Origin of the sequence: Tsukamurella sp. M9C, from assembly GCF_020169415.1 — a bacterium.
In the GTDB taxonomy this organism is placed as follows: domain Bacteria; phylum Actinomycetota; class Actinomycetes; order Mycobacteriales; family Mycobacteriaceae; genus Tsukamurella.
Map to the genome: position 1 here is coordinate 39,845 of NZ_JAIULG010000009.1, position 26,487 is coordinate 66,331.

General features: G+C 72.8%; 26 protein-coding genes. 6 read left to right on the top strand and 20 right to left on the bottom strand.

Annotated features, from left to right (window positions below):
* Positions 1 to 16: 16 nt before the first annotated feature.
* The 3 genes from catA to LB823_RS07180 are packed head-to-tail and all read left to right on the top strand — an operon-like array spanning position 17 to position 1,963.
* Complete coding sequence (gene catA, locus LB823_RS07170; protein WP_224646078.1) at positions 17 to 871, top strand: catechol 1,2-dioxygenase; 855 nt, start codon at positions 17 to 19, stop codon at positions 869 to 871.
* The gene (gene catC, locus LB823_RS07175; RefSeq protein WP_224646079.1) at positions 871 to 1,161 is read left to right on the top strand and encodes a muconolactone Delta-isomerase; all 291 of its coding nucleotides are present in this window, start codon (positions 871 to 873) and stop codon (positions 1,159 to 1,161) included. Before catA ends, catC begins: the two co-directional genes overlap by 1 nt.
* Complete coding sequence (locus LB823_RS07180) at positions 1,154 to 1,963, top strand: alpha/beta fold hydrolase (RefSeq protein ID WP_224646080.1); 810 nt, start codon at positions 1,154 to 1,156, stop codon at positions 1,961 to 1,963. The genes catC and LB823_RS07180 overlap by 8 nt, the downstream gene beginning before the upstream one ends.
* Before the next feature lie 4 nt (positions 1,964 to 1,967).
* Here LB823_RS07180 and LB823_RS07185 read toward each other — a convergent pair whose 3' ends face one another.
* Genes LB823_RS07185 through fdxA form a run of 5 tightly spaced genes read right to left on the bottom strand, consistent with a single transcriptional unit; the run spans position 1,968 to position 4,987 of the window.
* Positions 1,968 to 2,369, bottom strand: coding sequence for a hypothetical protein (locus LB823_RS07185; protein WP_224646081.1), 402 nt, complete (start codon positions 2,367 to 2,369; stop codon positions 1,968 to 1,970).
* Positions 2,356 to 2,634 (bottom strand): hypothetical protein, encoded by a 279-nt coding sequence (locus LB823_RS07190; RefSeq protein WP_224646082.1) that lies wholly within the window; start codon positions 2,632 to 2,634, stop codon positions 2,356 to 2,358. Before LB823_RS07190 ends, LB823_RS07185 begins: the two co-directional genes overlap by 14 nt.
* A gap of 21 nt (positions 2,635 to 2,655) precedes the next feature.
* Positions 2,656 to 3,552 (bottom strand): DUF692 family multinuclear iron-containing protein, encoded by an 897-nt coding sequence (locus LB823_RS07195; RefSeq protein WP_224646083.1) that lies wholly within the window; start codon positions 3,550 to 3,552, stop codon positions 2,656 to 2,658.
* Positions 3,552 to 4,637, bottom strand: coding sequence for a succinyldiaminopimelate transaminase (gene dapC, locus LB823_RS07200; RefSeq protein ID WP_224646131.1), 1,086 nt, complete (start codon positions 4,635 to 4,637; stop codon positions 3,552 to 3,554). The genes LB823_RS07195 and dapC overlap by 1 nt, the downstream gene beginning before the upstream one ends.
* 17 nt (positions 4,638 to 4,654) lie before the next feature.
* Positions 4,655 to 4,987, bottom strand: coding sequence for a ferredoxin (fdxA, locus tag LB823_RS07205; protein WP_224646084.1), 333 nt, complete (start codon positions 4,985 to 4,987; stop codon positions 4,655 to 4,657).
* A 108-nt stretch (positions 4,988 to 5,095) separates the two neighbouring features.
* Here fdxA and LB823_RS07210 point away from each other — a divergent pair, with 108 nt between their 5' ends.
* Positions 5,096 to 6,319 carry a nucleoside transporter C-terminal domain-containing protein gene (locus tag LB823_RS07210; RefSeq protein WP_224646085.1) on the top strand — a complete coding sequence of 408 codons (1,224 nt, stop codon included), beginning with the start codon at positions 5,096 to 5,098 and terminating at the stop codon, positions 6,317 to 6,319.
* Positions 6,320 to 6,362: 43 nt separating this feature from the next.
* Here LB823_RS07210 and LB823_RS07215 read toward each other — a convergent pair whose 3' ends face one another.
* The 7 genes from LB823_RS07215 to typA all read right to left on the bottom strand — a co-directional run bounded on the left by LB823_RS07215 (position 6,363) and on the right by typA (position 15,388).
* The gene (locus LB823_RS07215) at positions 6,363 to 6,905 is read right to left on the bottom strand and encodes a Uma2 family endonuclease (RefSeq protein ID WP_224646086.1); all 543 of its coding nucleotides are present in this window, start codon (positions 6,903 to 6,905) and stop codon (positions 6,363 to 6,365) included.
* A 27-nt stretch (positions 6,906 to 6,932) separates the two neighbouring features.
* On the bottom strand, positions 6,933 to 7,700 hold the full coding sequence (locus tag LB823_RS07220; protein WP_224646087.1) for a hypothetical protein: 768 nt from the start codon (positions 7,698 to 7,700) through the stop codon (positions 6,933 to 6,935).
* Complete coding sequence (locus LB823_RS07225) at positions 7,697 to 10,288, bottom strand: bifunctional FO biosynthesis protein CofGH (protein WP_224646088.1); 2,592 nt, start codon at positions 10,286 to 10,288, stop codon at positions 7,697 to 7,699. Before LB823_RS07225 ends, LB823_RS07220 begins: the two co-directional genes overlap by 4 nt.
* Positions 10,285 to 10,638: a hypothetical protein gene (locus LB823_RS07230; protein ID WP_224646089.1), complete on the bottom strand. Its 354-nt coding sequence runs from the start codon at positions 10,636 to 10,638 to the stop codon at positions 10,285 to 10,287. Before LB823_RS07230 ends, LB823_RS07225 begins: the two co-directional genes overlap by 4 nt.
* On the bottom strand, positions 10,638 to 11,561 hold the full coding sequence (mshB, locus tag LB823_RS07235) for an N-acetyl-1-D-myo-inositol-2-amino-2-deoxy-alpha-D-glucopyranoside deacetylase (protein ID WP_224646090.1): 924 nt from the start codon (positions 11,559 to 11,561) through the stop codon (positions 10,638 to 10,640). The genes LB823_RS07230 and mshB overlap by 1 nt, the downstream gene beginning before the upstream one ends.
* The gene (locus LB823_RS07240; protein ID WP_224646091.1) at positions 11,546 to 13,405 is read right to left on the bottom strand and encodes an ABC transporter family substrate-binding protein; all 1,860 of its coding nucleotides are present in this window, start codon (positions 13,403 to 13,405) and stop codon (positions 11,546 to 11,548) included. The genes mshB and LB823_RS07240 overlap by 16 nt, the downstream gene beginning before the upstream one ends.
* Positions 13,406 to 13,480: 75 nt before the next feature.
* Positions 13,481 to 15,388, bottom strand: a complete 1,908-nt coding sequence (gene typA / locus LB823_RS07245; RefSeq protein ID WP_224646092.1) for a translational GTPase TypA — start codon at positions 15,386 to 15,388, stop codon at positions 13,481 to 13,483.
* A 181-nt stretch (positions 15,389 to 15,569) separates the two neighbouring features.
* Between typA and LB823_RS07250 the strand changes: the two genes are divergently transcribed.
* Positions 15,570 to 15,767: a hypothetical protein gene (locus LB823_RS07250; protein WP_224646093.1), complete on the top strand. Its 198-nt coding sequence runs from the start codon at positions 15,570 to 15,572 to the stop codon at positions 15,765 to 15,767.
* Here the strand turns inward: LB823_RS07250 and LB823_RS07255 are convergent.
* Genes LB823_RS07255 through mgrA form a run of 3 tightly spaced genes read right to left on the bottom strand, consistent with a single transcriptional unit; the run spans position 15,764 to position 18,298 of the window.
* Positions 15,764 to 16,471 carry a glyoxalase gene (locus LB823_RS07255; protein WP_224646094.1) on the bottom strand — a complete coding sequence of 236 codons (708 nt, stop codon included), beginning with the start codon at positions 16,469 to 16,471 and terminating at the stop codon, positions 15,764 to 15,766. The two genes, LB823_RS07250 and LB823_RS07255, sit on opposite strands and share 4 nt — an antisense overlap.
* A gap of 25 nt (positions 16,472 to 16,496) precedes the next feature.
* A complete protein-coding gene (locus LB823_RS07260) occupies positions 16,497 to 17,237 on the bottom strand; it encodes a TetR/AcrR family transcriptional regulator (protein WP_224646095.1) in 741 nt (246 codons plus the stop codon).
* Complete coding sequence (mgrA, locus tag LB823_RS07265) at positions 17,234 to 18,298, bottom strand: L-glyceraldehyde 3-phosphate reductase (RefSeq protein WP_224646096.1); 1,065 nt, start codon at positions 18,296 to 18,298, stop codon at positions 17,234 to 17,236. The genes LB823_RS07260 and mgrA overlap by 4 nt, the downstream gene beginning before the upstream one ends.
* A gap of 49 nt (positions 18,299 to 18,347) precedes the next feature.
* Between mgrA and LB823_RS07270 the strand changes: the two genes are divergently transcribed.
* The gene (locus LB823_RS07270) at positions 18,348 to 19,346 is read left to right on the top strand and encodes a cation diffusion facilitator family transporter (protein ID WP_224646097.1); all 999 of its coding nucleotides are present in this window, start codon (positions 18,348 to 18,350) and stop codon (positions 19,344 to 19,346) included.
* 30 nt (positions 19,347 to 19,376) lie between these two features.
* Here LB823_RS07270 and LB823_RS07275 read toward each other — a convergent pair whose 3' ends face one another.
* From LB823_RS07275 to LB823_RS07295, 5 genes are read right to left on the bottom strand one after another with little or no spacing between them, the layout of a single operon-like run.
* Positions 19,377 to 21,323, bottom strand: a complete 1,947-nt coding sequence (locus LB823_RS07275) for a GMC family oxidoreductase (protein WP_224646098.1) — start codon at positions 21,321 to 21,323, stop codon at positions 19,377 to 19,379.
* A gap of 4 nt (positions 21,324 to 21,327) precedes the next feature.
* Positions 21,328 to 22,356 (bottom strand): ABC transporter ATP-binding protein, encoded by a 1,029-nt coding sequence (locus LB823_RS07280; protein WP_224646099.1) that lies wholly within the window; start codon positions 22,354 to 22,356, stop codon positions 21,328 to 21,330.
* A gap of 28 nt (positions 22,357 to 22,384) precedes the next feature.
* On the bottom strand, positions 22,385 to 23,992 hold the full coding sequence (locus tag LB823_RS07285) for an iron ABC transporter permease (protein WP_224646132.1): 1,608 nt from the start codon (positions 23,990 to 23,992) through the stop codon (positions 22,385 to 22,387).
* Between the two features lie 13 nt (positions 23,993 to 24,005).
* Entirely contained in the window at positions 24,006 to 25,070 is a 1,065-nt protein-coding gene (locus tag LB823_RS07290; RefSeq protein ID WP_224646100.1) for a thiamine ABC transporter substrate binding subunit, read from the bottom strand.
* Between the two features lie 4 nt (positions 25,071 to 25,074).
* Positions 25,075 to 26,385 (bottom strand): glycosyltransferase 87 family protein, encoded by a 1,311-nt coding sequence (locus LB823_RS07295; RefSeq protein ID WP_224646101.1) that lies wholly within the window; start codon positions 26,383 to 26,385, stop codon positions 25,075 to 25,077.
* Between the last annotated feature and the right edge of the window lie 102 nt (positions 26,386 to 26,487).

Consider the following 26,487-nt stretch of genomic DNA (forward strand, 5'->3'; position numbering starts at 1 on the left):
ACCCGAGGAGAAGACCATGACCACCACCGAATCCGACGCCAAGGCCGCCGATTCCGGAGCCGGCGCCACCGCCGCCTTCCTCAAGAAGCAGGGCGCCGGCGCGGACACCCCGCCCGAGCGCGTCTCCCAGCTCGCCACCGAGGTCATCACCGCCGTGCACGACGTGGTCCGGCGCCATCAGGTGACCTACGCCGAGTACGACGCCGTGAAGTCCTGGCTCATCAACGTCGGCCAGGACGGCGAATGGCCCCTGTTCCTGGACGTCTGGATCGAGCACGTCGTCGAGGAGGTCGCCAACGCGCACCACCAGGGCAACAAGGGCACCATCGAGGGCCCGTACTACGTGCCCGACTCCCCCGTGATCGGCGCCCGCGGCGCACTCCCCATGCGCGAGAACGAGTCGGGGACCCCGCTCGTCTTCTCGGGCCAGGTCCGCGACCTCGACGGGAACGCCCTGCCCGGCGCGAAGATCGAGATCTGGCACGCCGACGCCGACGGCTTCTACTCGCAGTACGCCCCCGGCCTGCCCGAGTGGAACCTGCGCGGCAGCTTCGTCGCCGACGACGAGGGCCGGTTCGAGATCACGACGATCCGCCCCGCGCCGTACCAGATCCCCACCGACGGCTCGTGCGGCAAGCTCATCGCGGCCGCCGACTGGCACGCCTGGCGGCCCGCCCACCTGCACCTCAAGGTGTCCGCGCCCGGCAAGGACCTGCTCACCGCGCAGCTATACTTCCCCGGCGACGCGCACAACGACGACGACATCGCCTCGGCCGTGAAGCCGGAGCTGGTGCTCGACCCGCAGCCCGCCGCCGATGGCAACGGCGAGACCGTGGTCTACGACTTCGTGCTCGATCCGGAGACCCGCTGATGGCGCTGTTCGCGGTGCGCATGGACGTCGCCATCCCCGACGACGTGGCCCCGGCGGTCCGGGCCGAGACCATCGCCACCGAGAAGGCCTACAGCCAGGAGCTGCAACGCGGCGGCGAGTGGGTCCACATCTGGCGCATCGTGGGTCAGTACTCCAACATCTCGGTCTTCGACGTCGCCGACAACGAGCGGCTGCACGAGATCCTCTGGGGCCTGCCGCTGTTCAAGTGGATGACGGTGGAGGTCACGCCGCTGGCCGGCCACCCGTCGGACATCGCGCTCGATGGCTGAGCGGGTCCTGCAGACCCGGCACGGCCCCGTCGGCGCCACCGTGGCGGGCGAGGGTCCGACGGTGCTGCTGCTGCACGGCTTCCTGTTCTCCCGCGCCATGTGGGCCCCGCAGCTGGCCGCGCTCGCGGACGCCGGTTTCCGGGGCGTCGCGGCCGATCTGCTCGGCTTCGGCGACACCGCCCCCGCGCCGCCGGGTGGCGAGATCCCGCTGCACCACCACGCCGAGGCCGCGCTCGATGTGCTCGACGCGCTCGGGGCCGAGGGATTCACGGCGGTCGGCTACTCGATGGGCGGCCAGGTGGCGCTCGAGCTCGTGGACCTCGCCGGCCCACGGCTCGAACGCCTCCTGCTCAGCGACACCTTCGCCGGGCTCGACGCCCCCGAGGTCCGGGCCGCACGGTACGCCCTCGCGGACCGGCTCGAGGCCGAGGGCACCGTCCGGTACGGGGAGGAGTTCCTGCCCGCCGTGCTCGGGCCGACGACCGTCGCGACGCGGGCGGAGGTGTGCGAGCTGGCCCGCGCGATGATCGCCGCGGCGCCCCCGGCCGGTGCGGCGGCGGCCCTGCGCGGCCGGGCCGGACGGCGCGACCTCACCGCGGTCGCGGGCGGGTTCGGCGGCACGGCTCGGGTCGTGGTGGGCGCGGAGGACGTCTTCGACGCCGGCGTCCTGGGCGCGGGCCTGGCCGCGGCGCTCGGCACCGTCGACCCGCACGTGCTCCCGGGCGCCGGGCACAGCCCGTCGCTGGAGACGCCCGAGCTCTTCGACCCGCTGCTCCTGGACCTCCTCCGGGCCGCACGGTAGCGCGTCAGGCGCCGTAGACCCGGGACCCGACCCGGACGACGGGGCGGCCGCGCGCCACCGCCCAGCGCCGCGCGCCGCTGCGCACCGACTCGACGGCGACCCACGCGCGCTCGGTCTCCGTGCCGTGGGCTCGCAGGTGATCGACGTACGCGCGGGCGTCGTGGGCGGAGCAGTCCGCCTTCGGGTGCGCCGCGGCGTAGCCGACGAAGCCGCCCGGCCAGCCCGGCAGGGTCTTCAGCGCCGGGAGCGCCCTGGCCGCCGAGCCCGCGCGCTTCACCGCGAGGACCCGGGCGGTCAGGGCCGCGCCGCCGGCGTCGAAGCCCGCCGGCACCCGGCCGGCGAGCAGATCGGTGAGCACCGCCGCCTGGCGGTGCCGCAGCCGGCCCCGCGCCTCAGGAGGAACCACAGCTGCTCGAACTGCTCGACGAGCTGGACCCGCAGCTGCTGGAGCCACAGCTGCTCGCGCTGCAGTTGGAGCCGGAATCGTGGCCCGAGTGGTGCGAGCCGCCGTCGGAACCGCCGAAGAACCAGGCCGAGCCGCCGCCGTCGCCCGACGAGCCGCCGCGCCGGCGGGACCGCCCGCCGCGCCGCCCGCCGCTCTGGCCTCCCGCGGCGGAGACGCACACCGCGATCACCGCGAAGAGCACGAAGAGAACCACCACTGCTTCCATCTCGCACCTCCCGATCGTCGTTCAGTCGATCTCGAGAACCTCTCGTAGGCACAGCATCTCGTGCCGAACGGCGGATTCGATCACGGACTCGTCACGTTCCAGCAACACTCCGGGCAACGTGCTCCCACCTGCGGAAACGCCCCCAAGAGAACGCTGTGAATCGCGCCAGACCGCAAGCAGATCCAGAACTTCCGGACATATCGGGTCGGCGTGGGTGTCGAGGTAGAGCCCCTTGTCGAAGCGTCCGCCCGCGATGTGCACGTAGGCGACGGCCTCCAGCGGGTATCGCCGCAGCTCCGCGGCGGCGTCCGCCCCGCGGGCCGTGCACGAGGCGTAGACGTTCGCGAGGTCGAGGACCAGGCGCACCCCGGTCCGGTCGACCAGCTCCCGCAGGTACGCGGGCTCGTCGTAGTGGTCCTCGGGCCACGCGAACAGGGCGGCGATGTTCTCCAGCGCGAGCGGCACGGGCAGCGCCGCCTGCGCGGCGCGCACGTTCTCCACGAGCACGTCGAGCGCCTCGGCGGTGCGCGGGGCCGGCATCAGGTGGCCGGCCTCCAGGACATCGTCGTGGGGCCCGGGCGCGTCCTCTGCGGGATCGTCGTCCAGCCCGACGGTGCCCGCCCGCACGAAGGCGACGTGCTCGCTGACGAGCGGCGCGTCCAGCGCCACCGCGAGGTCGGCGAGCCGACGCAGCCGGGCGGGATCGGGGAGGTCGGCGCCCGCGATGCCGAGCGTGACGCCGTGCGGCACCACCGTGACGCCGAGGCCCGCCAGTTCCGTCAGCTCGGCGGGGAGGGCGGCCGGGTCGACGTTCTCGGCCACGATCTCGGTGAAGGCGACGGAGCCCGACCGCGCACCGTCGAGCAGCATCCCGGCGAGCTCGGGCCGCCACGCGGCCGAGACGCCGGAGATCCCCATCAGGCCAGGCGCTGGGCGGCGGCGGCGATCCGCTCGTCCGTCGCGGTCATCGCGATCCGCACGTGCTGCGCGCCCTGCGGGCCGTAGAACTCGCCCGGCGCGGCGAGGATGCCGCGCTCGGCCAGCCAGTCGACGGTGTCGCGGCAGGGCTCGCCGCGCGTCGACCACAGGTACAGCCCGGCCTCGGAGTGGTCCACCGTGAAGCCCGCGCCGCGGACCGCCTGCAGCAGCACCGCGCGGCGGGCGGCGTAGCGGGCGCGCTGCTCGGCCTCGTGCTCGTCCACCGAGAGGGCGTAGGTCATGGCGGCCTGCACCGGGAAGGGAACGATGGCGCCGGCGTGCTTGCGCACCGCGGCCAGCTCGGCGATGAGCGCGGGATCGCCCGCGAGGAAGCCCGCGCGATAGGACGCGAGGTTCGAGGTCTTCGACAGCGAGTGGATCGCGATCAGACCGGTGGTGTCGCCGTCGCAGACGCGCGGATCGAGCACCGAGACGGGCTCGGCCTCCCAGGCCAGGCCCAGGTAGCACTCGTCGGACGCGACGATCGCGCCGCGTTCGCGGGCCCACTGCACCACCTTGCGCAGGTGGTCGACGCCGAGCACCTTGCCCGTCGGGTTCGACGGGGAGTTCACGAAGACCAGCGCCGGCCGTTCCGGGCCGAGCTGGGCGGTACCGTCGGCCCGCACCGGCCGGGCCCCGGCGAGCAGCGCGCCCACCTCGTAGGTGGGGTACGCGACCTCGGGGATCACGACGACGTCATCGCTTCCGAGCCCGAGTTGCGACGGCAGCTGCGCGATCGCCTCCTTGGTCCCGATCACGGGCAGGATCGCGTTCTCCGGCAGCGCGACGGTGCCGTACCGGCGGCTCAGCGCCTCCGCGGCGGCCTCGCGCAGCGCGAGGGTGCCGATCGTGGCCGGGTAGCCGGGGAACGCGGAACCCTCGTAGAGGGCGCGGCGGATGGGCTCGGCGACCGGGTCGACGGGGGTGCCGACGGAGAGATCGACGATGCCGCCGACGTGCGCCGCGGCCTTCGCCTTCGCGCCCGCCAGGGTGTCCCACGGGAAGTTCGGCAGGCCGGACGCCACGGGCACGCGCGGCACGATCAGTGCTCGGTGTCGGTGTTCATGGGCGGGAGCGCCTTGATGAAGGGGTGGTCGTAGTCGATCTTCCCCTGCTTGGCGGCGCCGCCGGGCGAACCGATCTCGTCGAAGAAATCGATGTTCGCGCTCACGTACTCGGCCCACTCGTCCGGCACGTCATCCTCGTAGAAGATGGCCTCGACGGGGCACACGGGCTCGCAGGCGCCGCAGTCCACGCACTCATCGGGCTGGATGTACAGCATCCGGTTGCCCTCGTAGATACAGTCGACGGGGCACTCCTCGATACATGCCTTGTCGAGCACATCCACACAGGGCTCTGCGATGGTGTACGTCACCTGTCATCTCCTTCGCACCGACTGCTTCCACCCGACAGTATTCCGCGCCGCTGGAACGTGTCACAAAGAAGTGTCGCCTAACCTGCCGGTGTGTGATTTCATTCACCAGTGCACGTAATCGTCGGTGTGTTCGGACTCGTCGTCTTCCTCCTCCTCGCGTACCTGCCCACGCGGAACGTCGCCCTGCTCAAGAAGAAGGCGCCGTACATCCTGGGCATGCTCGCGATCCAGTTCGTGCTGGGCCTGATCATGCTCAAGACCCCGGTCGGGCAGAACGTCATCGACTGGCTGTCGCGGGGCTTCAAGAACCTGCTGGGATTCGCCCATGAGGGCACGGCGTTCGTATTCGGCGGCCTCGTCGACTACAGCAAGGATCCCGGCGGCCCGGGCCCGTTCTTCATGAACGTGCTGCTGCCGATCATCGTCATCTCGTCCCTGATCGGCATCCTGCAGTTCCTCAAGCTGCTGCCGCTGATCATCAAGTACCTCGGACTGGCGCTGTCGAAGGTCACGGGCATGCCGAAGCTGGAGTCCTTCAACGCGGTGAGCTCGGCGATCATCGGCCAGTCCGAGAACTTCATCGCGATCAAGAAGATCCTGCCGACGCTGCCGCCGAACCGCCTGTACACGCTCTCGGCGTCCGCGATGTCGACCGTGTCGATGTCGATCGTCGGCTCGTACATGACGATGATCGAGCCCCGGTACGTGGTCGCGGCCATCGTGCTCAACCTGTTCGGCGCGTTCATCGTGGTCTCGCTGATCAACCCGTACGAGGTCGCCCCCGAGGACGACGTCTTCGCCGCGCCCGAGCAGAAGAAGCAGTCGTTCTTCGAGATGCTCGGCGAGTACATCATGGACGGCGCGAAGGTGGCGCTCACCGTCGCCGCGATGCTGATCGGCTTCGTCGCCCTGCTCGCGCTCGTCAACGGTCTCTTCGCCTGGGTCTTCGGTGGCACCACGTTCCAGGACGTCCTCGGCTACGTGTTCGCGCCGCTGGCGTGGCTCACGGGCGTGCCGTGGTCCGAGAGCGTGCAGGCGGGCGAGATCATGGCGACCAAGCTGGTGAGCAACGAGTTCGTCGCCATGATGTCGTTCACCGAGATGAACCCGTCCGGCAACGGCCCCGTCGTGATGAGCGAGCGCGCCACCGCGATCGTGCAGACCTTCCTGGTCTCCTTCGCGAACTTCAGCTCCATCGGCATCATCGCCGGCGCCGCGAAGTCCCTGGCACCGGAGCAGGGCGACCAGATCGCCAAGTTCGGCCTCAAGCTGCTCTACGGCGCCACGCTGGTCTCGTTCATCTCCGCGACGGTCGTCGGGCTCATCTCGTAGTTCCCGACGGCGCGCTCCGGACCCGGCCGGCACGGGTCCCTCGTCACGTCAGTGCGGTCAGGTCCACGCGGAGTTCGAAAGGCACCGTGGTCGTGAACTCGCCCGAGTGGACGGCACCTTCGTACGATCCGTCGCGGAGTGTGAGGGCCTCGATGCTCGGGCCACCGTCGAGGTCGACGATCCAGTAGTGCGGGATGCCCGCGTCGGCGTACTCGCTGCGCTTGGTCACCAGATCCTGGCGACGGGTGCCGGGCGAGAGGATCTCGACGATGAGCACGACGTGATCCACGGTGATGGCGTCGTCGCCGGGATGGTCCGCCACCACGATCAGATCCGGGCGGCGCACGGTCGGCGGAAACGATCCGTCCACGATCACGTCGACGGACGGAATCAGCCGCAGCGGCGCCGGAATCTGCTGATGGAGCTGCGCGACGCCCAGCTCCATCAGCGCCGATTGATGCCTCAGTGATGGATTCGGAAAGCGCAGGTACACGCCCTCCTGCAATTCCGAACGCCACAGTTCGTCCTCGCCGAGGAGATTCCACGCCTCGAGCGTGAGTAGCTCGACTCGCTGAACCGCGGTCATGGCATCAGGTTAGCCGCGCCCGACGCGTCAGTTCTCGGGTTCGGGGTCGGCCTCGACGCCCGACGGGGCCGCGTTTCCGGCGAAGGCGGCCTCCAGGCCGAGGATCTTCGCGCCGTCGGAGGCGCGGGCCTCGACGATGCGGAGCGTGGCGAATTCGCCGACGTAGCCGGCGGCCGCGCCGACGACCGGCAGCCTGCCCACCGTGTCGAAGACCCCGCCCGGGCGCGGGCGCGATTCGAGCGCCGAGCGCGCCGACTTCACGGTGTGCAGCACGTCGCGGACCGCGCCGAACGCCGAGAAGACGCCGCCCCGCAGCTTCTCGGTCGTCTCGCGCACGGGCACGAGGTCCTGGAAGCCCGGCTGATCCCCGAGGAGCGCGCGGGCGTCGATCTGGCGGCGGGAGAGGACCCGCGCGACGAGGTCGATCTGCTCGGGCACCTGGTCGACGCCATGCTCCCCCGCCACGCCCACGACGACGAGCGTCTGGTTAGCGAAGCCCAGGTAGGTCTGCAGCGGCAGCAGGCGCGCGACGAAGCCAAGGGCGCCGGGCCAGGCCACCGCCACCGTCGAGACCGCGCCGACGGGGATGACCCACCAGCGGGAGCGGCCGTCGGCGTCGCGCTTGAGGTAGCCGTTGACCAGCGGGATCGGGGTGAGCCCGGCCAACGTGGAGACGACCCGCACGCCGGCCACCGCGGGCCGCGCGACCGTGACGAAGACGCCGACGGTGCGCGCCAGCTCCAGGTCCGTCACCGTGCCCGTGACCGCGCCGCCGCGCGGCTCCAGCGCGTTCATGCGGCACCCCGCTGGGCGTGCGTCGTGGTGCGTTCGCGCGCCGGGCGCCCGATGCCGTTCGCGATCGCGTGCAGTTCGGCCACAGTCTTCTCCGATCCGTGCGCCGATCCCGCCATCCGCGAGATCGTCTCCTCCATCAGGGTGCCACCCAGGTCGTTCGCGCCGCCCTGCAGCATGGCCTGCGTGCCCGCGGTGCCCAGTTTGACCCACGACGTCTGGACGTGGTCGATGCGGCCGTGCAGCATGACCCGCGCCAGCGCGTGCACGGCGCGGTTGTCCCGCTTGGTCGGCCCCGGGCGGGCGGCGCCCGCGAGGTACAGCGGGGCGCTCTGGTGCACGAAGGGCAGCGGCACGAACTCGGTGAAGCCGCCCGTGCGGTCCTGGATGTCGCGCAGCACGTTGAGGTGCGTCACCCAGTGCGACGGGTTGTCGACGTGGCCGTACATCATCGTCGAACTCGACCGGATGCCCACCTCGTGGGCGGTGGTGACCACGTCGACCCACGCCGACGTGGGCAGCTTGCCCTTGGTGAGCACCCAGCGGACCTCGTCGTCGAGGATCTCGGCGGCGGTGCCGGGAATCGTGTCGAGGCCGGCCTCGCGCAGCCCGATCAGCCAGTCCCGCACCGACTCCCCCGAGTGGGCCGCGCCGTTGACGATCTCCATCGGGCTGAACGCGTGCACGTGCATACCCGGGACGCGCTGCTTGACGGCGCGCACCAGGTCGGCGTAGCCGGTGGCGGGCAGGTCGGGGTCGATGCCGCCCTGCATGCACACCTCGGTGGCGCCCACCTGCCACGCCTCCTCGGCGCGGTCGGCGACCTCCTTCATGGAGAGCGTGAAGGCGTCGGCGTCGCCCTTGCGCTGTGCGAAGGCGCAGAACCGGCAGCCGGTGTAACAGATGTTGGTGAAGTTGATGTTCCGGTTGACCACGTAGGTCACCACGTCGCCCACGACGTCCTTGCGGAGCTGATCCGCCAGGGCCACCAGCGCTTCCAGCCCGGCGTCGTCGGCGTAGGCGAGCGCGCGGTACTGGTCGTCGGACAGCCCGCCCGGGTTCTTCTCCGCGGCGCGCAGGGCCGAGAGCACGTCGGACTCCACCTTCTCCGGCGCCGACAGCGAGAGCACCTGCTCGCGCACGGACTCCCAGTCGCCGAAGGCGGAGCCGAGGTCCGAGCGGGTGTCGGTGTTGCGGCCGTCGACGTCGATGGCGGTGTTCAGGTCGGTGCGGCCCGAGGACGCCCACTCCTCGTCGGGTTCCTGCCAGGGCACGCCGACGGGCATCGCGTCCGGGTCCGCGAGCCCCGTCTCCGGGTCGGCGAGGGCCGCGACGTGCGGCGCGACCCGCGGATCGATCCACGGGCTGCCGGCGCGCACGTACTTGGGCTGCGCCGTGAGCCGCTGCCGCAGCTCGAATCCCGCGTCGGCGGTGATCGTCGCGAGCGCGTCGAGGTCCGGCCAGGGGCGCTCGGGGTTGACGTGGTCCGGGGTCACGGGCGAGACGCCGCCCCAGTCGTCGACGCCGGCCTCCAGCAGCAGCCGGCACTCGTCGGCGGAGACCAGGTTCGGCGGCGCCTGCACCCGCATCGCGGGCCCCAGCACCATCCGGGTCACGGCGATCGCCGCGCGGTAGACCTCGAGGTCCGCGTCCTCCACCGACCGCATGGCGGTGTCGGGCTTGGCGCGGAAGTTCTGGATGATGACCTCCTGCACGTGGCCGAAGGCCTTGTGCACCTTGCGGATGGCCATGATCGACTCGGCGCGCTCGCGCTCGTCCTCGCCGATGCCGATGAGCAGGCCCGTCGTGAAGGGCACCGAGAGGCGGCCCGCATCGGTGAGGGTGCGCAGCCGGACCGCCGGGTCCTTGTCGGGCGAGCCGTAGTGCGGCTGCCCCTTCTCGGTGAACAGGCGCTCGGAGGTGGTCTCGAGCATCATGCCCATCGACGGCGCGACGGGCTTGAGCCGGGAGAGCTCCTCCCAGCTCATGACGCCCGGGTTGAGGTGCGGCAGCAGCCCCGTCTCCTCCAGCACCCGGATGGCCATGGCCCGCACGTAGTCCAGCGTGGAGTCGTAGCCGCGCTCGTCGAGCCAGGTGCGCGCCGCCTCCCAGCGGTCCTCGGGCCGGTCGCCCAGCGTGAACAGCGCCTCGTGGCAGCCCAGCTCGGCGCCGCGGCGCGCGACCTCGAGGATCTCGTCCGGCTCCATGTAGGCGCCGTGCCCCTCGGCCGCCAGCTTGCCGGGCACCGTCACGAAGGTGCAGTAGTGGCACTTGTCGCGGCACAGCCGCGTGATGGGGATGAAGACCTTCTTGCTGTAGGTGACCTGCGGCGTACCGTCGGCCCCCGTCAGCCCGGCCTCGAGGAGCCCGGCGTCGCGCACCCGCGCCGCGGAGCGGCACAGGTCGTCCAGGTCGTCGCCGCGGGCCGCGAGGAGCACCTGCGCCTCGTCGACGTTGAGCACCGCCCCGTCCCGCGCCCGGCGCAGGGCGCGGCGCATCGCCGACGCCGTCGGTACGTACGGCTCCGCGGCTCGCTTCGGCACCGAGGGCACCGGGAGGAGAGCGGGAGATTGCTCTGAAGCGTCCGTCACTCCACCGATGATGCCAGGTGTCCCGCGAGGATCGGCATCCCGATTCCACAGAGCAGGAGCAGGAGCAGCCGCCAGTCGGCGTAGAGGACGATGTCGCCGCCCGGCCCGCCGAGCAGGAAGGCCGCGATCACCAGGAGGAACGCGATCACGGGCAGGGCACCGTGGACCGGCTCGCCGCCCAGCCGGCGGGCCGCGACGGAGATCCCCGCGAGCAGCGCGCCGAAGAGAACCGCGGAGAGCGGAAGGGGCACGGCGCCGGAGTACAGGTAGAGGTACATCGTGGCGCCGACCGCGCACACCGCGCCGCCCACGGTCGCGACGCCGAGCAGGATCCGGTCCAGCGGCTCCATCACGCCACCCCCGCGAACAGGTCCCGCTCGACCCCGTCGGGGCCGGGCGCGGCGGTGCCGCGGGCCAGGACGTAGGCCTCCTCGGCGAACACCGGCTGCGCGATCCGGTTGGTCAGGGCGAGGGCGGCGCCGTCCGCGCTGACGCCGAGCTGGGTCGCGTGGGCGCGGAGCGCGGCGCGCTTGCGGTCGAGGACGGAGGAGACGTCGATCCGCGTGGTGATCGCGCCGGCGTCGTGGGCGGGCAGCTCGGCGGCCGCGGGGACGCGCCAGCCGTCCGGCAGGTCGGTGCCCCGCAACGCGGCGAGGCCGGCGTCGAGGTCGTCGCGGGCGGTCACCGTCCAGTACAGCTTCGCGACCTCCCAGGGCTCCCCCGGGACGCCGGGGTCCGCCGCGGCATCGACGGCGGCGTGCGTGAGCAGGTGCGCGGCGATGTGGTCGGGATGGCCGTAGCCCCCGACCTCGTCGTAGGTGATCACGACGTGCGGCCGGGTCTCCCGGATGACGTGGGTGAGCGCCTGCAGGGGGCTGCCGTCGACCCACTCCAGGTAGGGCGACGAGGCGAACGCCCGCGGGTGCTCCGCGGCGGGCGTGCCGGCCATGCCGGAGTCGCGCCAGCGGCCCATGCCGCCGAGGAAGCGGGGCCGCAGCACCGGCCCCGTCGGGTCGCTCAGCGCGGCCAGCGCGCCCGTCAGCTCGCCGACCCGGTAGCCGCCCAGCTGGTCGGCGTTGTCGGCGGTGAGCTGCGCGAAGGGCGGCTCCATCACCTCGCCCTCCTCGCCCAGCGTGCAGGTCACGACGGTGACCTCGGCGCCCTCGGCGAGGTAGCGCGCGATCGTCCCACCGGTGGTGATGGTCTCGTCGTCGGGGTGCGCGTGCACCAGCAGCAGGCGCCGTCCGCTCGCGTCGGTCACTGCCGGGCCCATCCCTCCACGCCGGTGAAGACGCCGTCGCGCGGCGGGCCCTCCAGGGTCACGCCCTGCACCGTCGGGCCGACGGCCGTCAGCGTCACGTCCTGCAGGATCGGCAGGACCGTCGCGCGCGACCACAGCTGCGCGTCGATCGCCGCGAGGTCGATGGGGCCGCCGCGCAGGCCGTCGAGCGCGAGGCCCTGCAGGTCCGCGTCGCACAGGCCGGAGAGGTTGCCGCCGACCGTCGTGGCGGCGGGGTCGTTCTCGAGGTTCGGCGCCTGCGGCGTGCTGGTGGTCGTGGGCCGCTGGCCGCCCTCGGACGGGGGCGCGGGGCACTCGACGCGGGAGGCGAACCGCTCGGCCGGCGTGGGGCCGGAGCTGGACCAGCCGACCACCGCGTCGACGGCACCGTCGAGCAGCGCGGTCCCGGCGACCACCTGCGGCTCGAGAGCGACCACCGAGGCGAAGACGCCCATGGCGCGCAGCTGGTCGGTGGCGTTGCTGGCGACGGCGAACGCGGCGACGTTGCCCTGCGGCACGCCGATCCGCAGGAACATGGGCACCCCGTCGCGGACGTACTGCTGCACGTTCTCGCCCGGCGACGGGGACGGCGGCACCGGGAGCGCCGACGGGTCGGCGCTGGTGCTCGGGCCGGCCGGCTCGGTCGTCGCGGGCGGCGGGGTGGGCGGCACGCTCTGGCTGGGCGGGATCGGCGCGTTCTGCAGCGTGTAGCCGGCGCCGGCGAGGGCCTGCTCCAGGCGGGCCTTCGCCTCCGCGGGCGCGGGGCGCGCGGGCATCGTCGGGACGTAGCCGGGATCCGACGGTGCCAGCACCTGCGCGCGGGCGGGGCGCGCGGCGTCGCCACCGGACCCGACGGTGGTGAGCAGGTCCACGTTCACGGCGTCGAGCAGCGCGCGGCGCACCTCGACGTCGGCGAGGAACTTCGAGCGGGTGTTCAGCGTCAGCGACAGCACCCGGGGATCGACCTGCTCCACGGCGCGCACCTGGTAGATCGAGGTGAGCTGCGCCAGCAGCGACGGTCCGCCGTGCACCGAGACCACCTGCACGTCGCCGGTACGGACGGAGTTGGCGAGCTGGGTGTCGGTGCCGCCCTTGCGGAGCACGATGCGGTCGACGCGGGCGGGCTTCATCCAGTAGCGGTCGTTGCGCTCGAGGGTGACCTCGTCGCGCGCCACGTCGACCTTCTTGACCAGGTAGCCGGCGCCCGAGGCGGGGATCTTCTCCCGCATGGCGCCGTTGAAGCCGCCCGGCGAGCCCTTGATCAGGTGGCTGGGCAGCAGGTTCTGGAACAGGGTCCGCCAGCCGGGCAGCGGCGCCTTCAGGGTGACGATGACCCGCTTGCCCCCGGCGCCCGACGCCACCGACTCGATCTGCCGGTACGGCGCGGAGCCGACCGTGTCGGGCGCGGTGGTCATCGACTGCCAGAGGTACACGAAGTCCTCGGCGGCGATCGGCGCACCGTCGGACCACTGCGCGTCCTGCCGGATCGTGTACGCGATCTGCAGCGGCGCGGGATGCTCGATCGCCGGGATCAGGTCGGTGTTCTGCTGCAGCGTCACCCGCCCGTCCTGCCCCCGGACCTCACGGAACACGCTCGGGAGGGTCATCGCGGCGAGTGCGCGCGACGCCGAGGACGAGTTCGACGCGAGGTGCGGGTTGAAGCCCGGCCCCAGGCCGTCGATCGCCACCTGCACGGTGGCGCCGGTGGTGGCCGGGGCCTGCGGCGGCGCGGAGGTCTCCGAGCCCGGCACCGCCGGCGGCGGGTCGGCGACGCACGCGGTGAGGGTCGTCGCGAGCAGCACCGACGCCACCGTCAGCCCCAGGGACCTGTGCCGCACTGCTCGTGCCTCCTACGCTCGCTGGAAGTCCACCGCCCGACGGTCGTCGTCGGGCCCGTCGCCGCGACCGCGGGATCAGCCCGCGGACTGGTCCCGCGACTTGGCGCGCGAACGCTCACGGGCGCGCTCGGTGGCGTTCAGGTGCACCTTACGCACCCGAACGACCTCGGGGGTGACCTCGACGCACTCGTCGCCGGCGCAGAACTCCATCGCGGCCTCGAGCTCCAGCTTGATGGGCTTGGCGAGGGTCTCCATCACGTCGGCGGAGGACTGACGCATGTTGGTCAGCTTCTTCTCCTTGGTGACGTTGATGTCGAGGTCCTCGGCGCGGGGGTTGATGCCCACGACCATGCCCTCGTAGGTGTCGGCGCCGGGCTCGACGAAGAAGGTGCCGCGGTCGGCGAGCTGGATCATCGCGAACGGGGTCACGCTGCCCTGGCGGTCCGAGACGAGCGAGCCGGTGTGGCGGGCGCGGATCTCGCCGGCCCACGCCGCGTACTCGTGGAAGACGGCGTTGGCGATGCCGGTGCCGCGGGTCTCGGTGAGGAAGTCGGTGCGGAAGCCGATGAGGCCGCGCGACGGGACGACGAACTCCATGCGGACCCAGCCGGTGCCCTGGTTCGCCATGGTCTCCATGCGGCCGCGACGGTTCGCGAGCAGCTGGGTGACCGAACCGAGGTACTCCTCGGGGACGTCGATGGTCAGGTGCTCGAAGGGCTCGTGCACCTTGCCGTCGACCTTGCGCGTGACGACCTGCGGCTTGCCGACGGTGAGCTCGAAGCCCTCGCGCCGCATCTGCTCGACGAGGATGGCCAGCGCCAGCTCGCCGCGGCCCTGCACCTCCCACTGGTCGGGCTTGCCGATGTCGAGCACCTTGAGCGAGACGTTGCCGATGAGCTCGGAGTCTAGGCGCGACTTCACCATGCGGGCGGTCAGCTTGTGGCCCGAGACCTTGCCGACCAGCGGCGACGTGTTGGTGCCGATGGTCACCGAGATGGCGGGCTGGTCGACCGTGATCCGGGGCAGCGCGACGGGGTTCTCGAGGTCGGCGAGGGTGTCGCCGATCATGATCTCCGGGAAGCCGGCGACGGCGACGATGTCGCCCGCGACGGCCTCCTCGGCGGGCTTGCGCTCGACGCCGTCGGTGGCGAGCAGCTCGGTGACCTTGGCGTTGGTGATCACGGGCTCGCCGTCGACCTCACGCATCCAGGCGACGGTCTGCCCCTTGCGCAGGGTGCCGTTGTGGATGCGGACCAGCGCGAGGCGGCCGAGGAAGGCCGACGCGTCGAGGTTGGTGACGTGGGCCTGCAGCGGCGCCGCGGCGTCGCCCTTGGGGGCGGGGATGTAGTCGTGCAGGATCTGGAACAGCTCGTCGAGGTTCTCGGCGTCCGGGACGGTGCCGTCGGCGGGGGCCGTGGTGCTGGCCTTGCCCTCGCGGCCGGAGGCGTAGACGACGGGGAGCTCGAGCGCGAGCTCGGCGGCCTCCGCGGCCTCGTCGGACAGGTCCGACGCGAGGTCGAGCAGCAGGTCCTGCGCCTCGGTGACGACCTCCTCGATGCGGGCGTCCGGGCGGTCGGTCTTGTTCACGACCAGAATGACGGGCAGCGACGCGGCGAGCGCCTTGCGCAGCACGAAGCGGGTCTGCGGGAGCGGGCCCTCGGAGGCGTCGACCAGCAGGACGACACCGTCGACCATGGACAGGCCGCGCTCGACCTCGCCGCCGAAGTCGGCGTGGCCCGGGGTGTCGATCACGTTGATGACGGTGGTGGTGCCATCGGCGTTCACACGGTGCACGGCCGTGTTCTTCGCCAGGATGGTGATGCCCTTCTCCTTCTCCAGGTCACCCGAGTCCATGACCCGGTCCACCAGCTCGGCTCGCTCGGCGAACGCGCCGGACTGCCGCAGCATGGCGTCGACCAGGGTGGTCTTCCCGTGGTCGACGTGCGCGACGATGGCGACGTTGCGGAAGCTGGGCTGAGCCACTGTGGTTCTCCTGGAGGTGGTCGTGCGCGCAGTACGGTCGATGGTCCGTGGGCGCGTCGAAGGGGGCGTGTGAACACGCCTGGTCGTGACCAGGTTACTTCCCAGAGGCCCGCGGAGCCGCATCGTGACCGCCGGATGTGACGGTTGGCATCCCACGATTAGGTTGCGCTAACCTATTCAGGTGAGTAAGACCAAGGCGCACAAACTCGTGGGCAGCAAGCCCAAGAAGAAGTGCTGCCGCAAGAAGACGCGGTGCATGAAGTGCCCCGTGGTGATCCACAAGCTCAACCGGATGGCCGCCCACGGCGCCTCGAAGAAGGAACTCGAGAAGTCCCTGAAGACGGTGCGCGCCAACCCCGATCGCACGCGCGTGGCCTAGTCCGCCGGTTCCAGGAGCTTCCGCAACGCGCCCGGATCGGCGGCGGTCGCGACGGCGCGGTCGAGCTCCTCCGGGGTCACCGGCAGTGCCCGCAGCTCCCCCACCAGACCCGGCACGTCCGCGTCGCGGCCCGCCGCCGGCGCGAGCTCGAGCAGGAAGGCCAGGGCGCAAGCACGGTCGGCATCCGTGTCGCCCTCCTTCGGGCGCCGCAGCGCCGAGGTCAACGCCCGATAGGCCGCGACGTCGTCGCCCTTGAAGCCACTGAGGATGCGGGCGTTGTCGAGCGCCTTCGCGAGCCCGGACAGCTCCTTCGCGCCGCCGTACTCGAACTCCTCCTCGTCCTTGCGGATGATCAGCAGCTGGTTCCCCGACGGGTCGACGAGGGTGAACCGGGAGGCGCCCGGGCGGAACCGGGTCAGCCGCGGCTCCCCCGAGGCGGGCACCTTTCCGAGGAGTCCCTTGATCGCGGCCTTGAACGCGGCGTGCTCCGCGGCGACGTCGTCGACCAGCAGCAGGCAGATCCCGGTGTCGTCGGCGTCGCGGGCGAACCGCGCGAAGTGGACGTCCGCACCGTCGCGCGTGAACGCGAGGTAGAGGTAGGGGCGGACCTGGTAGCCCGTGCACTCGAATCCGAGGGCGGTGTAGAAGTCGCGGGTGGCCTCGGGATCGACGCAGGGTAGGACCGGAACGGCGGTGGTGGGCACCCCGCCAGGCTAGTGCGGAATGCGGTCAGTTCCTGTCCGACGGTGCCGTCACCAGCAGGTTCACCAGCACGGACGTCAGCACGCGCACCAGCTCCGCGGGATTCGACCGGTCGCCCCCGTGCTGCCACCAGGCCATGAGGAACTCGTTGACCGACGGGATGAAGGCCGCGTGCACCCACGGCGCCACGGGCCGCGCGCCGGCCGCCTCCGCCGCCGACCGGATGGTCTGCGCCCACAGGTCGCGGTTCGCCAGCCGGAACGCCTCCAGCTCGGCGCTCACTCCCACGACCTCGACGAAGGCCACCCGCAGCCCCCGCGGGTCGGCGAGCACCGCGCCGATGTACGCGGTCAGCCCCGACGCGACCAGCGCCGCGACGGCCCCGTCGCCGGTGCCCGCGGCGGGGGCACCGGCCGCCAGCGCATCGGCGACGGCGGCGCGCCCGCGGTCGTGGACGCCGGTGTAGAGGTGCCGCAGGAGGGCCTCTCGGTCGGCGAACTGCTCGTAGAAGTGGCGCCGCGAGACCTTCGCGCGCTCGCAGACGTCGGCGACCGTCGTCTGCTGATACCCGACGGTGGCGAACAGCTCCAGCCCGGCGTCCTCGAGCCGGGCGAGCCGCTCGGCGTGCCGGGTACGGGCGTCGGCCCCGCCGTACACCCGCCCGGCGGCGCTCCGTCCGGCCGCGCTCCGTCCCGCGTCGGTCCGTCCCGCGGCGCTGCTCCGGGCTGCGGCGCCCCGGCCGGTCGCGCCGGTCCGCGCGGTGGTCATGACGTCGAGGCGGTGGCGCCCCACCAGATGTTCACGTCGCCGTCCACGGCGAACTCGTCGATCGCGGCCAGCTCGTCGGCGGTGAAGGCGAGGTTCGCGACGGCGCCCACGCTGTCCTCGAGCTGCGCGACGCTGGACGCCCCGATCAGCGCGGAGGTCACCGCCGGCGACCGCAGCACCCACGCGATCGCCATCTGCGCGAGCGTCTGGCCGCGGTCGGCGGCGATGCCGGCCAGCCCCCGGACGCGCGCCAGGTTCTCCTCGGACAGCATGCCGTCGGAGAGGCTCTTGCCCGCGGCGGCGCGGGAGTCCTCGGGCACGCCGCCGAGGTAGCGGTCGGTGAGCAGGCCCTGCGCGAGCGGCGAGAAGGCGATGACGCCCATGCCCTCGGCCGCGGTGGTCTCCAGCAGCGAGGGTCCGCCGCCCTCCCCGCCGCGCTCGATCCAACGGTTGAGCATCGAGTACGAGGGCTGGTGGATGAGCAGCGGCGTGCCGAGTCCGCGCATGATCTCCTGTGCCCGCGCGGTCAGCTCGGCGCTGTACGACGAGATGCCCACGTACAGCGCCCGTCCGGAGGTGACGGCCGTGTGCAGCGCGCCCATGGTCTCCTCGAGCGGCGTCTCGGGGTCGGGCCGGTGGCTGTAGAAGATGTCCACGTGGTCCAGGCCCATCCGCCGCAGCGAGCTGTCCAGCGAGGAGAGCAGGTACTTGCGGGAGCCGCCGAAGCCGTAGGGGCCGGGCTGCATGTCCCAGCCCGCCTTCGAGGAGATGATGAGCTGGTCGCGGTAGGGCCGGAAGTCCTCGACGAAGAGCGTGCCGAAGTTCCGCTCGGCGCTGCCGGGCGGCGGGCCGTAGTTGTTCGCGAGGTCGAAGTGGGTCACGCCGAGGTCGAAGGCCCGGCGCAGGATGTCGCGCTGGGTCTGCAGCGGCTTGTCGTCGCCGAAGTTGTGCCACAGGCCCAGTGAGACCGCCGGGAGCGTGAGCCCCGCCTCCCCCACCCGGCGGTACGGCACCCCGTCGTAGCGGCGATCGGCGGCGACGTACGGATCGAATGCACCCATACCCCCATCATGCCCGGCGCACGGCGCCGCCGGGCCTACGATCGGCAGCATGAGCGACGAGGCGACGGACGGAACCCAGGACGAGAGCCTGCTGACGGTGCTCGTCGCGTTCGCCGCGAACGTGCTGATCGCGGTGGCGAAGTCGGTGGCGGCGGTGGTCACCGGCTCGGCGGCGATGGTCGCCGAGGCCGCGCACTCGTGGGCCGACACGGGCAACGAGGTGTTCCTCCTCATCGGCGCGAAGCGCGCGGCGAAGCCCGCCGACGAGACGCACCCCTTCGGGTACGGCCGCTCGGGCTACGTCTGGTCGATGTTCGCGGCCTTCGGCCTGTTCAGCGTCGGCGCGGCCGTGTCCGTGTGGCACGGGATCTCGGCGCTCGGCGCGCCCGAGGAGGCGACGGACTACGGCTGGGGCTACGCCGTGCTGGCCATCTCCTTCGTGCTCGAGGGCATCTCGTTCCTGCAGGCGCTGCGCCAGACCAAGGAGGGCGCGCAGGAGCGGATGCTGCATCCGCTGCGGTACGTGCGGGTGACGTCGAATCCCGTGCTGCGGTCGGTCTTCGCGGAGGATCTCAGCGCGCTCATCGGCATCGTCATCGCCGCGAGCGCGATGGCGCTGCACCAGATCACCGGGAACCCCGTGTGGGACGCCGTCGGGTCGATCCTCGTCGGCATCCTGCTGGGCTTCGTCGCGGTGTTCCTGATCCGGCGCAACATGGACTTCCTCACGGGCGAGGAGGCGACGCCGCTGGCCCGCAACCGCATGCTGGAGGCGCTGCAGTCGCACCCGGACGTCAAGCAGGTGAGCTTCCTGCACATGGAGTGGGTCGGCGCCGACCGGCTGTTCCTGGTCGCGGCCGTCGACCTCGAGGGCGACCTGCCGGAGTCCCAGGTCGCGGCGCGGCTGGCCGCGATCTCGGACGACATGAACCGCATCCCCCGCATCCAGCGGGCCCTCTTCACCCTCACCCGCCCCGGCGACACCACCCGGCTGGCCGCCGAGCCCCTCCCCGACTGGTACCTGCCCGAGGACGAGCGCCGCGCCTAGCGGGACCGGCACGCCCGCCACCGGCGCCGCCTACCCGAGCCGCGCCGCCAGCCGCGAGGCGTTCATGTGCGCGATGGCCTCGATGGAGATCATCGGGTTCACGCCGCTCGGCGTGGGGAAGCACGAGGCGTCGGCGACCACGAGGTTCGGCACCTCCCAGGTCGCGCCGTCGGGGTCCGTCGCCGAGGTCTGCCGGCTGCCGCCCATCGCGGCGGTGCCCATGATGTGCAGCGCGATCATCATGCACCGCGCGGGCGCGTAGCCCTCCCGCTGCGCGGCGGCGGCGAAGCCGTCGAGCGACCCGGGCAGGTCGGCGGCGACGCGGTTCTGGTGCGAGCTGCGCACCGACGTCGCGCCCGCGGCGGCGAGGATCTCGGCCGCACCGACCACGCCGCGCTGCATGTGCGCGGCGTCGCGCTCGTTCAGCCGGTACCGCACGACGGGCTCGCCGTCGCGCCCGACGGTGACCCGCCCGCTGCCGGTGTCGCGGACGATGACGCCCACCTGCACGGTGTGCCGCATCGCGCGCATGTCGGCGGCGTGCCGCGCCGCCGAGTGCCAGGGCTGGAACAGGGTGATCGCGCCGGGGCTGACGGGACCGGTCTCGTAGATGACGCCGTAGCCGTCGCCGTCGAGGTTGGCGTGCTCGGTGGAGTAGCGGGTCTGCAGGCCGCCCTCCCAGGGGCGAACGTCCTCGTCGAACACGCCGGCCACCGCGGTCACGGGGTGCAGCCGGAGGTTCTCGCCGAACCGCTCGTTCCGCAGGCCCGAGCGCCGCAGCAGCGGCGGGGTCTGCAGCGAGCCCGCAGCGACCACGACGGCCTTCGCGGCGACGGTGACCGGGGCACCGTCGGGCCCGATCGCCTCGACGCCGGTCGCCCGGCCCCGCTCCACGATCACGCGCCGGACCTCGACGCCGACGGCGATCCGCGCCCCGTCGGCGGCGGCGTCCTGCAGCCAGGTCTTGACGGTGGACTGCTTGGCGCCGATGCGGCAGCCGTAGCCGCAGCGCCCGCACTCGACGCCCTGGTCGCAGCCGAGCACGTTGCGGGGCATGGCGTCGCACTGCCAGCCGAGGGCGGTGAGGCCGCGCTCGAGGATCGCGTCGCGCGAGGAGGCCGAGCCGTGGTCGGTGTTCACGCCCAGCCGGCGCTGCACGGCGTCGAGCGAGCGGGTGAACTCGTCGCCCGCGAACTGTCGCGCGCCGTGCGCGGCCCATTCGGCCCGGACGTGCTCGGGCGTCGCGAACGACGTGGTCCAGTTGACGACGGTGCCGCCGCCCAGCGTGCCGCCCGCCATGAGGGACGAGAACTGTCCCTCGGCCGAGATCGCGGGCGCGCCGGCATACAGGGTGGTGAGCGACTCCAGCTCGCCCCGACCGAAGTCGCGGTCGTCGTGGTAGCCGCCGCGTTCGAGGACCAGCACGTCGAGGCCGGCGGCGGCGAGCACGGCGGCCGCGGTGCCGCCGCCCGCGCCGGAACCGACGACCACGACGTCGGCGGTGAGGCGCGCACCGCCCGCGGGGATCGTCAGGGGCCGGAGCGGCCGTGCGGGGGCGTCGGGCAGCGGGCCGGGCGCCTCGGGGTAGCCCGTCGCGGCGCGCGCGGCCACGGCGTCCGGCGCGATGTAGTACGCGCCGATCAGCAGCGAGCGCAGCCCCTGGAAGACGGTCCGGATCTCGGCGCGCGGGTGCCTGCCCCAGCCCAGTAGGACCTTCTCGCGCCGCTCCTGCGGGAGCGCGGAGAACTTGCGGGGGCCGATCCGGTTCACCAGGCCGAAGCCGCGGGTGTCCCAGACGTCGAGGAAGAGCTTCAGTTCGCGCAGCTCGCGCGGCAGCATCTTGTGCTGTGCGGTGCGCGAGACGGAGGCCAGGAAGTCGATGTCCCGGGCGCCGGGCACGCCGTCGCCGCCGGGGACGAGGGTGTCGGCGATCGAGAGCAGCGCGCGGGCCTGGCGCGGGGTGAAGACGTCGGTCACGGGACTATCCGATCACGGCGATGCGGCGCGGATTGAGCGCGACGCGCACCGTCTCGCCGTCGGCGGGCGCGGTGTCGCCGAGCGCGTCGACCAGCAGCTCGCCGTCGTCGGTGTCGACGGCGGCGGTGATCCGCACCCCGTCGGCCGTGGGGACGGAGCCGGTCACCCGGGCCGGCACCCCGTGCGCCTGGATCACGACGGAGCCGGGGCGCAGGCCGAGCCGGAACCGCCCGTCGGGGCAGTCGACGAGCACCTGGCCCAGCGCGGAGGTCGCCTGTAGGTCCTTGACCTGCGCGTCGAGCAGGACGGAGTAGCCGAGGAAGCGGGCCACGTCGGGCGTGCGGGGGCGCCGCCACAGCCGGGCGGGCCGGTCCACCTGGGCCAGCTCGCCGGCGTCCAGCACGGCGACGGTGTCGGCGAGCTCGACGGCCTCGTCGTGGTCGTGGGTCACGATGAGCGCGGGCGTCCCGGTCTCGCGGAGGATGCGGCGCAGGTCGCCCACGAGGCGGTCGCGCAGCTGCCGGTCCAGGGCCGAGAGCGGCTCGTCGAGCAGGAGGAGACGGGGCTTCGGGGCCAGCGCGCGGGCCAGCGCGACGCGCTGCTGCTGCCCGCCGGACAGTTCCCCGACGGGCCGCGCGCCCATCCCGGGCAGCCCGACGAGCTCGAGCAGTTCCTCGACGCGGGCGTTCGCCTCGGCGCGCGGCCAGTGGTGGCGCTGCAGTCCGTAGCGGATGTTGCCGGCCACGTCGCGGTGCCCGAAGAGCTGTCCGTCCTGGAAGACGACGCCGAAGCCGCGGCGGTGGGTGGGCACGGGCGCGAGGTCCTCGCCGTCCCAGAGAATGCGCCCGCCGGCCAGGGGCTCAAGGCCCGCGACGGCCCGCAGCAGGGTGGACTTGCCGCAGCCCGACGGCCCGAGCAGCGCGGTCACGGAGTCCGCCCCGCCCGTCGCGGCGGTGTTCCCGACGGTGAGCGAGACGTCCCGCACGGCCGTCCGGTCGCCGTAGCGCACCGAGACCCGGTCGATGGTCAGCATCGCGACTCCTCTCCCCCGCCGACACGCATCAGAACTCCGCCCGCCCGGCGTCGTCGCGGCGCAGCGCCTCGACGGCGCCGATCACCAGCACCGTCGCGGCGATGAGCAGCACGGAGCACGACGCGGCGAGCGCCGCGTCGGCCCAGCCTGGGCGGCCGGAGATCCGGCCGATCAGCACGGGCAGCGTCATCTGCTCGGGCCGCACCAGGAAGCTGGCGGCCCCGAACTCCCCCAGGGTAACGACGTACGCGAAGCCCGCGGCCACGGCCACCGACCGGCTGATCACCGGCAGGTCGACGGAGGTGAAGACGCGGACCGGCGAGGCCCCGAGCACGGCGGCGGCCTGCCGTTGCCGCGGGTCGACGGCCCCGAGCGCGGGCACCAGCACCCGCACCACCAGCGGCAACGCGACGAGCGCCTGCACGAAGGGCAGCACGGCGGGCGATTCGCGGATCGCGGGCAGGGACTGCAGCGCGAGGAGGTAACCGAAGCCGAGCGTCACGGCGCTCACGCCGAGCGGCAGCATCACCACGGCGTCGGCGAACCGGCTCAGCAGCCCGCGGGAGCGGGCGATCGCCACAGCGGCGAGCCCGCCGACGAGCAGGGCGATGGCGCCCGCCTGCGCGGCCGTGACCAGCGACATCACCAGCGCCTTCACCGGGACGACGCCGCCGAAGTCGGTAGTGAGCCGCCGGTAGGCGTCGAGGCTCAGCGCGCCCGACGGGTCGGGGCGCAGCGACCGCAGGAGCAGGGCAGCGAGCGGGAAGAGCAGCAGCGCGACGCTCACGGGCACGCCGACGAGCACCGCGAGCCGGGCGCGGCCCCCGGTACGGGGCGGCTCGACCCGCGCGGACGCCGAGGGCCGCGAGACCCGCACGCGCAGCGCGCCGCTGAGGGCGACGGCGAGCACCACGATGACGATCTGCACCAGCGCGAGCAGCGCGGCGGTGCGCAGGTCGAAGGCGCCGACCACCTCCTGGTAGACCGCGGTCTCCAGGGTGCGCAGCCGGCTGCCGCCGACCACGAGGACGATGCCGAAGCTCGTCGCGCAGAACAGGAAGACCACGGACGCCGCCGAGGCGATGGCGGGCAGCAGCGCGGGCGCGGTGGCGGTGAGGAAGGCGCGGACCGGGCCGGCGCCCAGCGTGCGCGCGGCCTGTTCGGCGCGCGGGTCGACCGCGGACCACACGCCGCCCACGATCCGGGCCACCACGGAGACGTTGAAGTAGGCGTGCGCGAGCAGCACCGCCCACACCGTCTCGGAGAGGCCGAGGAAGCCGAGGCTCCCGCCGGGCGCGAAGAGGGTGCGGAAGGCGACGCCCACCACGACGGTCGGCAGCACGAAGGGCACCGTCGCCACCACGCGCACGAGCCACTGCCCCCGGAACTTCACCCGCGCGGTGAGCCACGCGAGCGGCAGCCCGAGGACCACGGTGAGCAGGGTCGACGCCGCGGCCTGCCAGACCGTGAACCAGACCAGCCCCAGGCCGCCCGCGCCGGTGAAGCCCTCCCAGAGGCCGACACCGTCGGACGAGAGCCCGCGCGCGACGATCGCGGCGACGGGCCAGAGGAAGAACACCGCGACGAACAGCAGCGGGGCGGCCAGCAGCGCGATCCGCCCGCGCGAGGTGGTCATCACGGGCGGAGGTTCACCGCCCCATCAGCTGGCGCCACTGCCGCACCCAGCCGTCGCGCTCGTCGGCGAGGCGGTCGGCGGGCAGCGTGGCGGCCTTCGGCGGGACCGGCGCGTACTTCGCCCACGACTCGGGCAGCGCGACGCCGCGGGTCACGGGGTAGACGTACATCTCGTCGGGGATGGTGGCCTGCACCGCGGGGGTCAGCAGGAAGTCGATGAGCTTGCGCGCGCCGTCGGGGGTCTTGGTGCCGCGCAGCACGCCGGCGTACTCGACCTGCCGGAAGCAGGTGTCGAGCAGGGCCTTGGTCGGGGGCGCGGCGCCGTCCTTACCCACCTCGGCGGCGGGCGAGCTGGCGTAGGAGACGACGATCGGCTTCGGGCCCTTGCCCGAGGAGCCGGAGAAGTCGGTGGAGTACGCAGTCGACCAGTTCGGGGTCACGGAGACCTCGTTGGCGCGCAGGGAGCGCCAGTAGTCCTGCCAGCCCTCGCCGAGGGCCGCGACGGTGCCGGCCAGGAAGGCCATGCCGGGCGAGGCGGTCTCGGGGTTCTGGACGACGGTCAGGCCGCGGTACTCGGGCTTGGCCAGGTCCTGGTAGGTGACCGGCTCGGCGAGACCCTTGTCCGTGAAGTAGCGGGTGTCGATGTTCACGCAGACGTCGCCGAAGTCGACCGCGGTGAGCTGCGGCATGCCCGCGAGGGCGTAGTCCTGCGCGCCGTTCGCCGCGGCGGGCGAGACGTACTCGTCGAAGACGCCGGCGCGCACGGGCCGCGCGGCGTAGGTGTTGTCCACGCCGAAGGCGACGTCGCCGGGCGGGTTCCCCGGGGTCAGCGACAGCTTGGTGGCGAGCTCGCCGCCGTCGCCCAGCTCGACCGTCTTGACCGCGAGCCCGGTCTGCTTCGTGAAATCGGCGAGGACGTCCGCCGGCAGGTGGAAGCTGGAGTGGGTCACCAGGGTCACGGTGCCCGTGGCCGACGGTGCGTCGCTCTCCTTCGACGGTGCCGTGCTGGTCGCGCAGGCGCTGGTCGCGAGGGTCGCCGCCGTGAGGATCGCAAGGCCTACGCGGCCGAGGGTGGTCATCCGCTCAGAGTAGTGCGTCCAGCCGCCGCCGCTGCGCGAGGATCAGCGCGACGAGGACCAGCGGCGCCAGCACGCCGGGCGCCATGAACAGGGCCCAGACGGGGCCGTCGTCGATCCCGATCGCGGCGAGGCCCTTGCGCAGGAAGTGCACGCCGATGTAGCCGAAGACCGCGGTGACGCCCGCGACCGCGGTCGCCCAGGGGGTGAAGCCCGCGCCGGGGGTGCGGAAGTCCGCGCCGCCGCCCGGGCCGAGGGGGCCGTGCACCACCCAGATCAGCAGTGGGACGATCCACACGAAGTGGTGGATCCACGAGATCGGCGAGGCGAGCAACCCGAGGAACTGCACCAGCACCAGCGCGATGAGGGCGTCGCCGCGGCGGACGACCCACCAGGCGGCGAACAGCAGGGCGGCGGCCACGATCACCGCGATGATCCACGCCGGCCCGGTGCCCACGTCGTGGCCGGCGAACCGGGAGACCGCGCCGCGCAGCGCCTGGTTGTCGGGCTTGGCGGGATCGCCGATGGGGCCGGTGTCGCCGAGCAGCACCGTGAAATAGCGCCGGGTCTCCGAGGGCAGGATCAGGTAGCTGATCCCGACGGTGGCGGCGAACGTCACACCGGAGAAGACGGCGGCCCACACCCGGCCGCGGGCGAGCAGGAACAGCCCGCCCACCGCGGGGGTCAGCTTGATCCCGGCGGCGAGGCCGACGAGGAACCCGGAGGCACCGTCGACCTTCTCGGGCTTCAGCGCGAGGGACGGCGACGGGGCGGCGCGGGCGACGAGGTAGGCGGCCCACACGCCGAAGGTCATGAGGACCACGTTGATCTGGCCGTAGTCGAGGTTCGTCCGCACGGGGTCGATCCACAGCGCGGCCGCGGTCCACACCAGGGGCAGCTCGCGCGGCACGTCGCCCAGGCGCGACGGCGCGCCGCGCCCCGCGGCCAGGATCGCCAGGCACATGCGGATGACCAGGAACAACAGCCCCGCGGTGAGCGCCACCCAGCCGACCGCGACCACCGGGAACGGAAGGAACTTCAGCGGGTAGAAGAACAGTGCCGCGAAGGGCGGATAGGTGAAGGGCAGCGGCTGCTGCGGCGTGTAGTCGCGCAGCGCGAAGTCGTAGAGCCCGCCGTCGGACGTCACCCGCTGCGCGGCCTCGTAGTACACCCGCAGGTCGACGAAGTTGAAGTTGTGCTGCCCGGCGAGGATCCACACGATCCGGGCGCCGAGGGCCACGAGGAAGAGGGGAAGCGCGACGCGCCGGAGGCCGCTCGACCGGCCGCCGTCGGCCGACGTGCTGCGGTCCTTGGTCACGGGTGGACACCTTAGCCATGCTCACACCCGTTGCGCGAACCGCCGCGCGTCTGGACTATGGAGCGGGTGACCACAGCCGAGACGACCGCCCCCGATCATTCC

Excerpts from the sequence above, each read along its gene's own strand:
- catA (WP_224646078.1), top strand. The coding sequence starts at position 17 with ATGACCACCACCGAATCCGACGCCAAGGCCGCCGATTCCGGAGCCGGC.
- catC (WP_224646079.1), top strand. The coding sequence starts at position 871 with ATGGCGCTGTTCGCGGTGCGCATGGACGTCGCCATCCCCGACGACGTG.
- LB823_RS07180 (WP_224646080.1), top strand. The coding sequence starts at position 1,154 with ATGGCTGAGCGGGTCCTGCAGACCCGGCACGGCCCCGTCGGCGCCACC.
- LB823_RS07190 (WP_224646082.1), bottom strand. The coding sequence starts at position 2,634 with ATGGAAGCAGTGGTGGTTCTCTTCGTGCTCTTCGCGGTGATCGCGGTG.
- LB823_RS07195 (WP_224646083.1), bottom strand. The coding sequence starts at position 3,552 with ATGGGGATCTCCGGCGTCTCGGCCGCGTGGCGGCCCGAGCTCGCCGGG.
- LB823_RS07215 (WP_224646086.1), bottom strand. The coding sequence starts at position 6,905 with ATGACCGCGGTTCAGCGAGTCGAGCTACTCACGCTCGAGGCGTGGAAT.
- LB823_RS07220 (WP_224646087.1), bottom strand. The coding sequence starts at position 7,700 with ATGAACGCGCTGGAGCCGCGCGGCGGCGCGGTCACGGGCACGGTGACG.
- LB823_RS07230 (WP_224646089.1), bottom strand. The coding sequence starts at position 10,638 with ATGGAGCCGCTGGACCGGATCCTGCTCGGCGTCGCGACCGTGGGCGGC.
- mshB (WP_224646090.1), bottom strand. The coding sequence starts at position 11,561 with ATGGGCCCGGCAGTGACCGACGCGAGCGGACGGCGCCTGCTGCTGGTG.
- LB823_RS07260 (WP_224646095.1), bottom strand. The coding sequence starts at position 17,237 with ATGACCACCGCGCGGACCGGCGCGACCGGCCGGGGCGCCGCAGCCCGG.
- mgrA (WP_224646096.1), bottom strand. The coding sequence starts at position 18,298 with ATGGGTGCATTCGATCCGTACGTCGCCGCCGATCGCCGCTACGACGGG.
- LB823_RS07270 (WP_224646097.1), top strand. The coding sequence starts at position 18,348 with ATGAGCGACGAGGCGACGGACGGAACCCAGGACGAGAGCCTGCTGACG.
- LB823_RS07280 (WP_224646099.1), bottom strand. The coding sequence starts at position 22,356 with ATGCTGACCATCGACCGGGTCTCGGTGCGCTACGGCGACCGGACGGCC.
- LB823_RS07285 (WP_224646132.1), bottom strand. The coding sequence starts at position 23,992 with ATGACCACCTCGCGCGGGCGGATCGCGCTGCTGGCCGCCCCGCTGCTG.
- LB823_RS07290 (WP_224646100.1), bottom strand. The coding sequence starts at position 25,070 with ATGACCACCCTCGGCCGCGTAGGCCTTGCGATCCTCACGGCGGCGACC.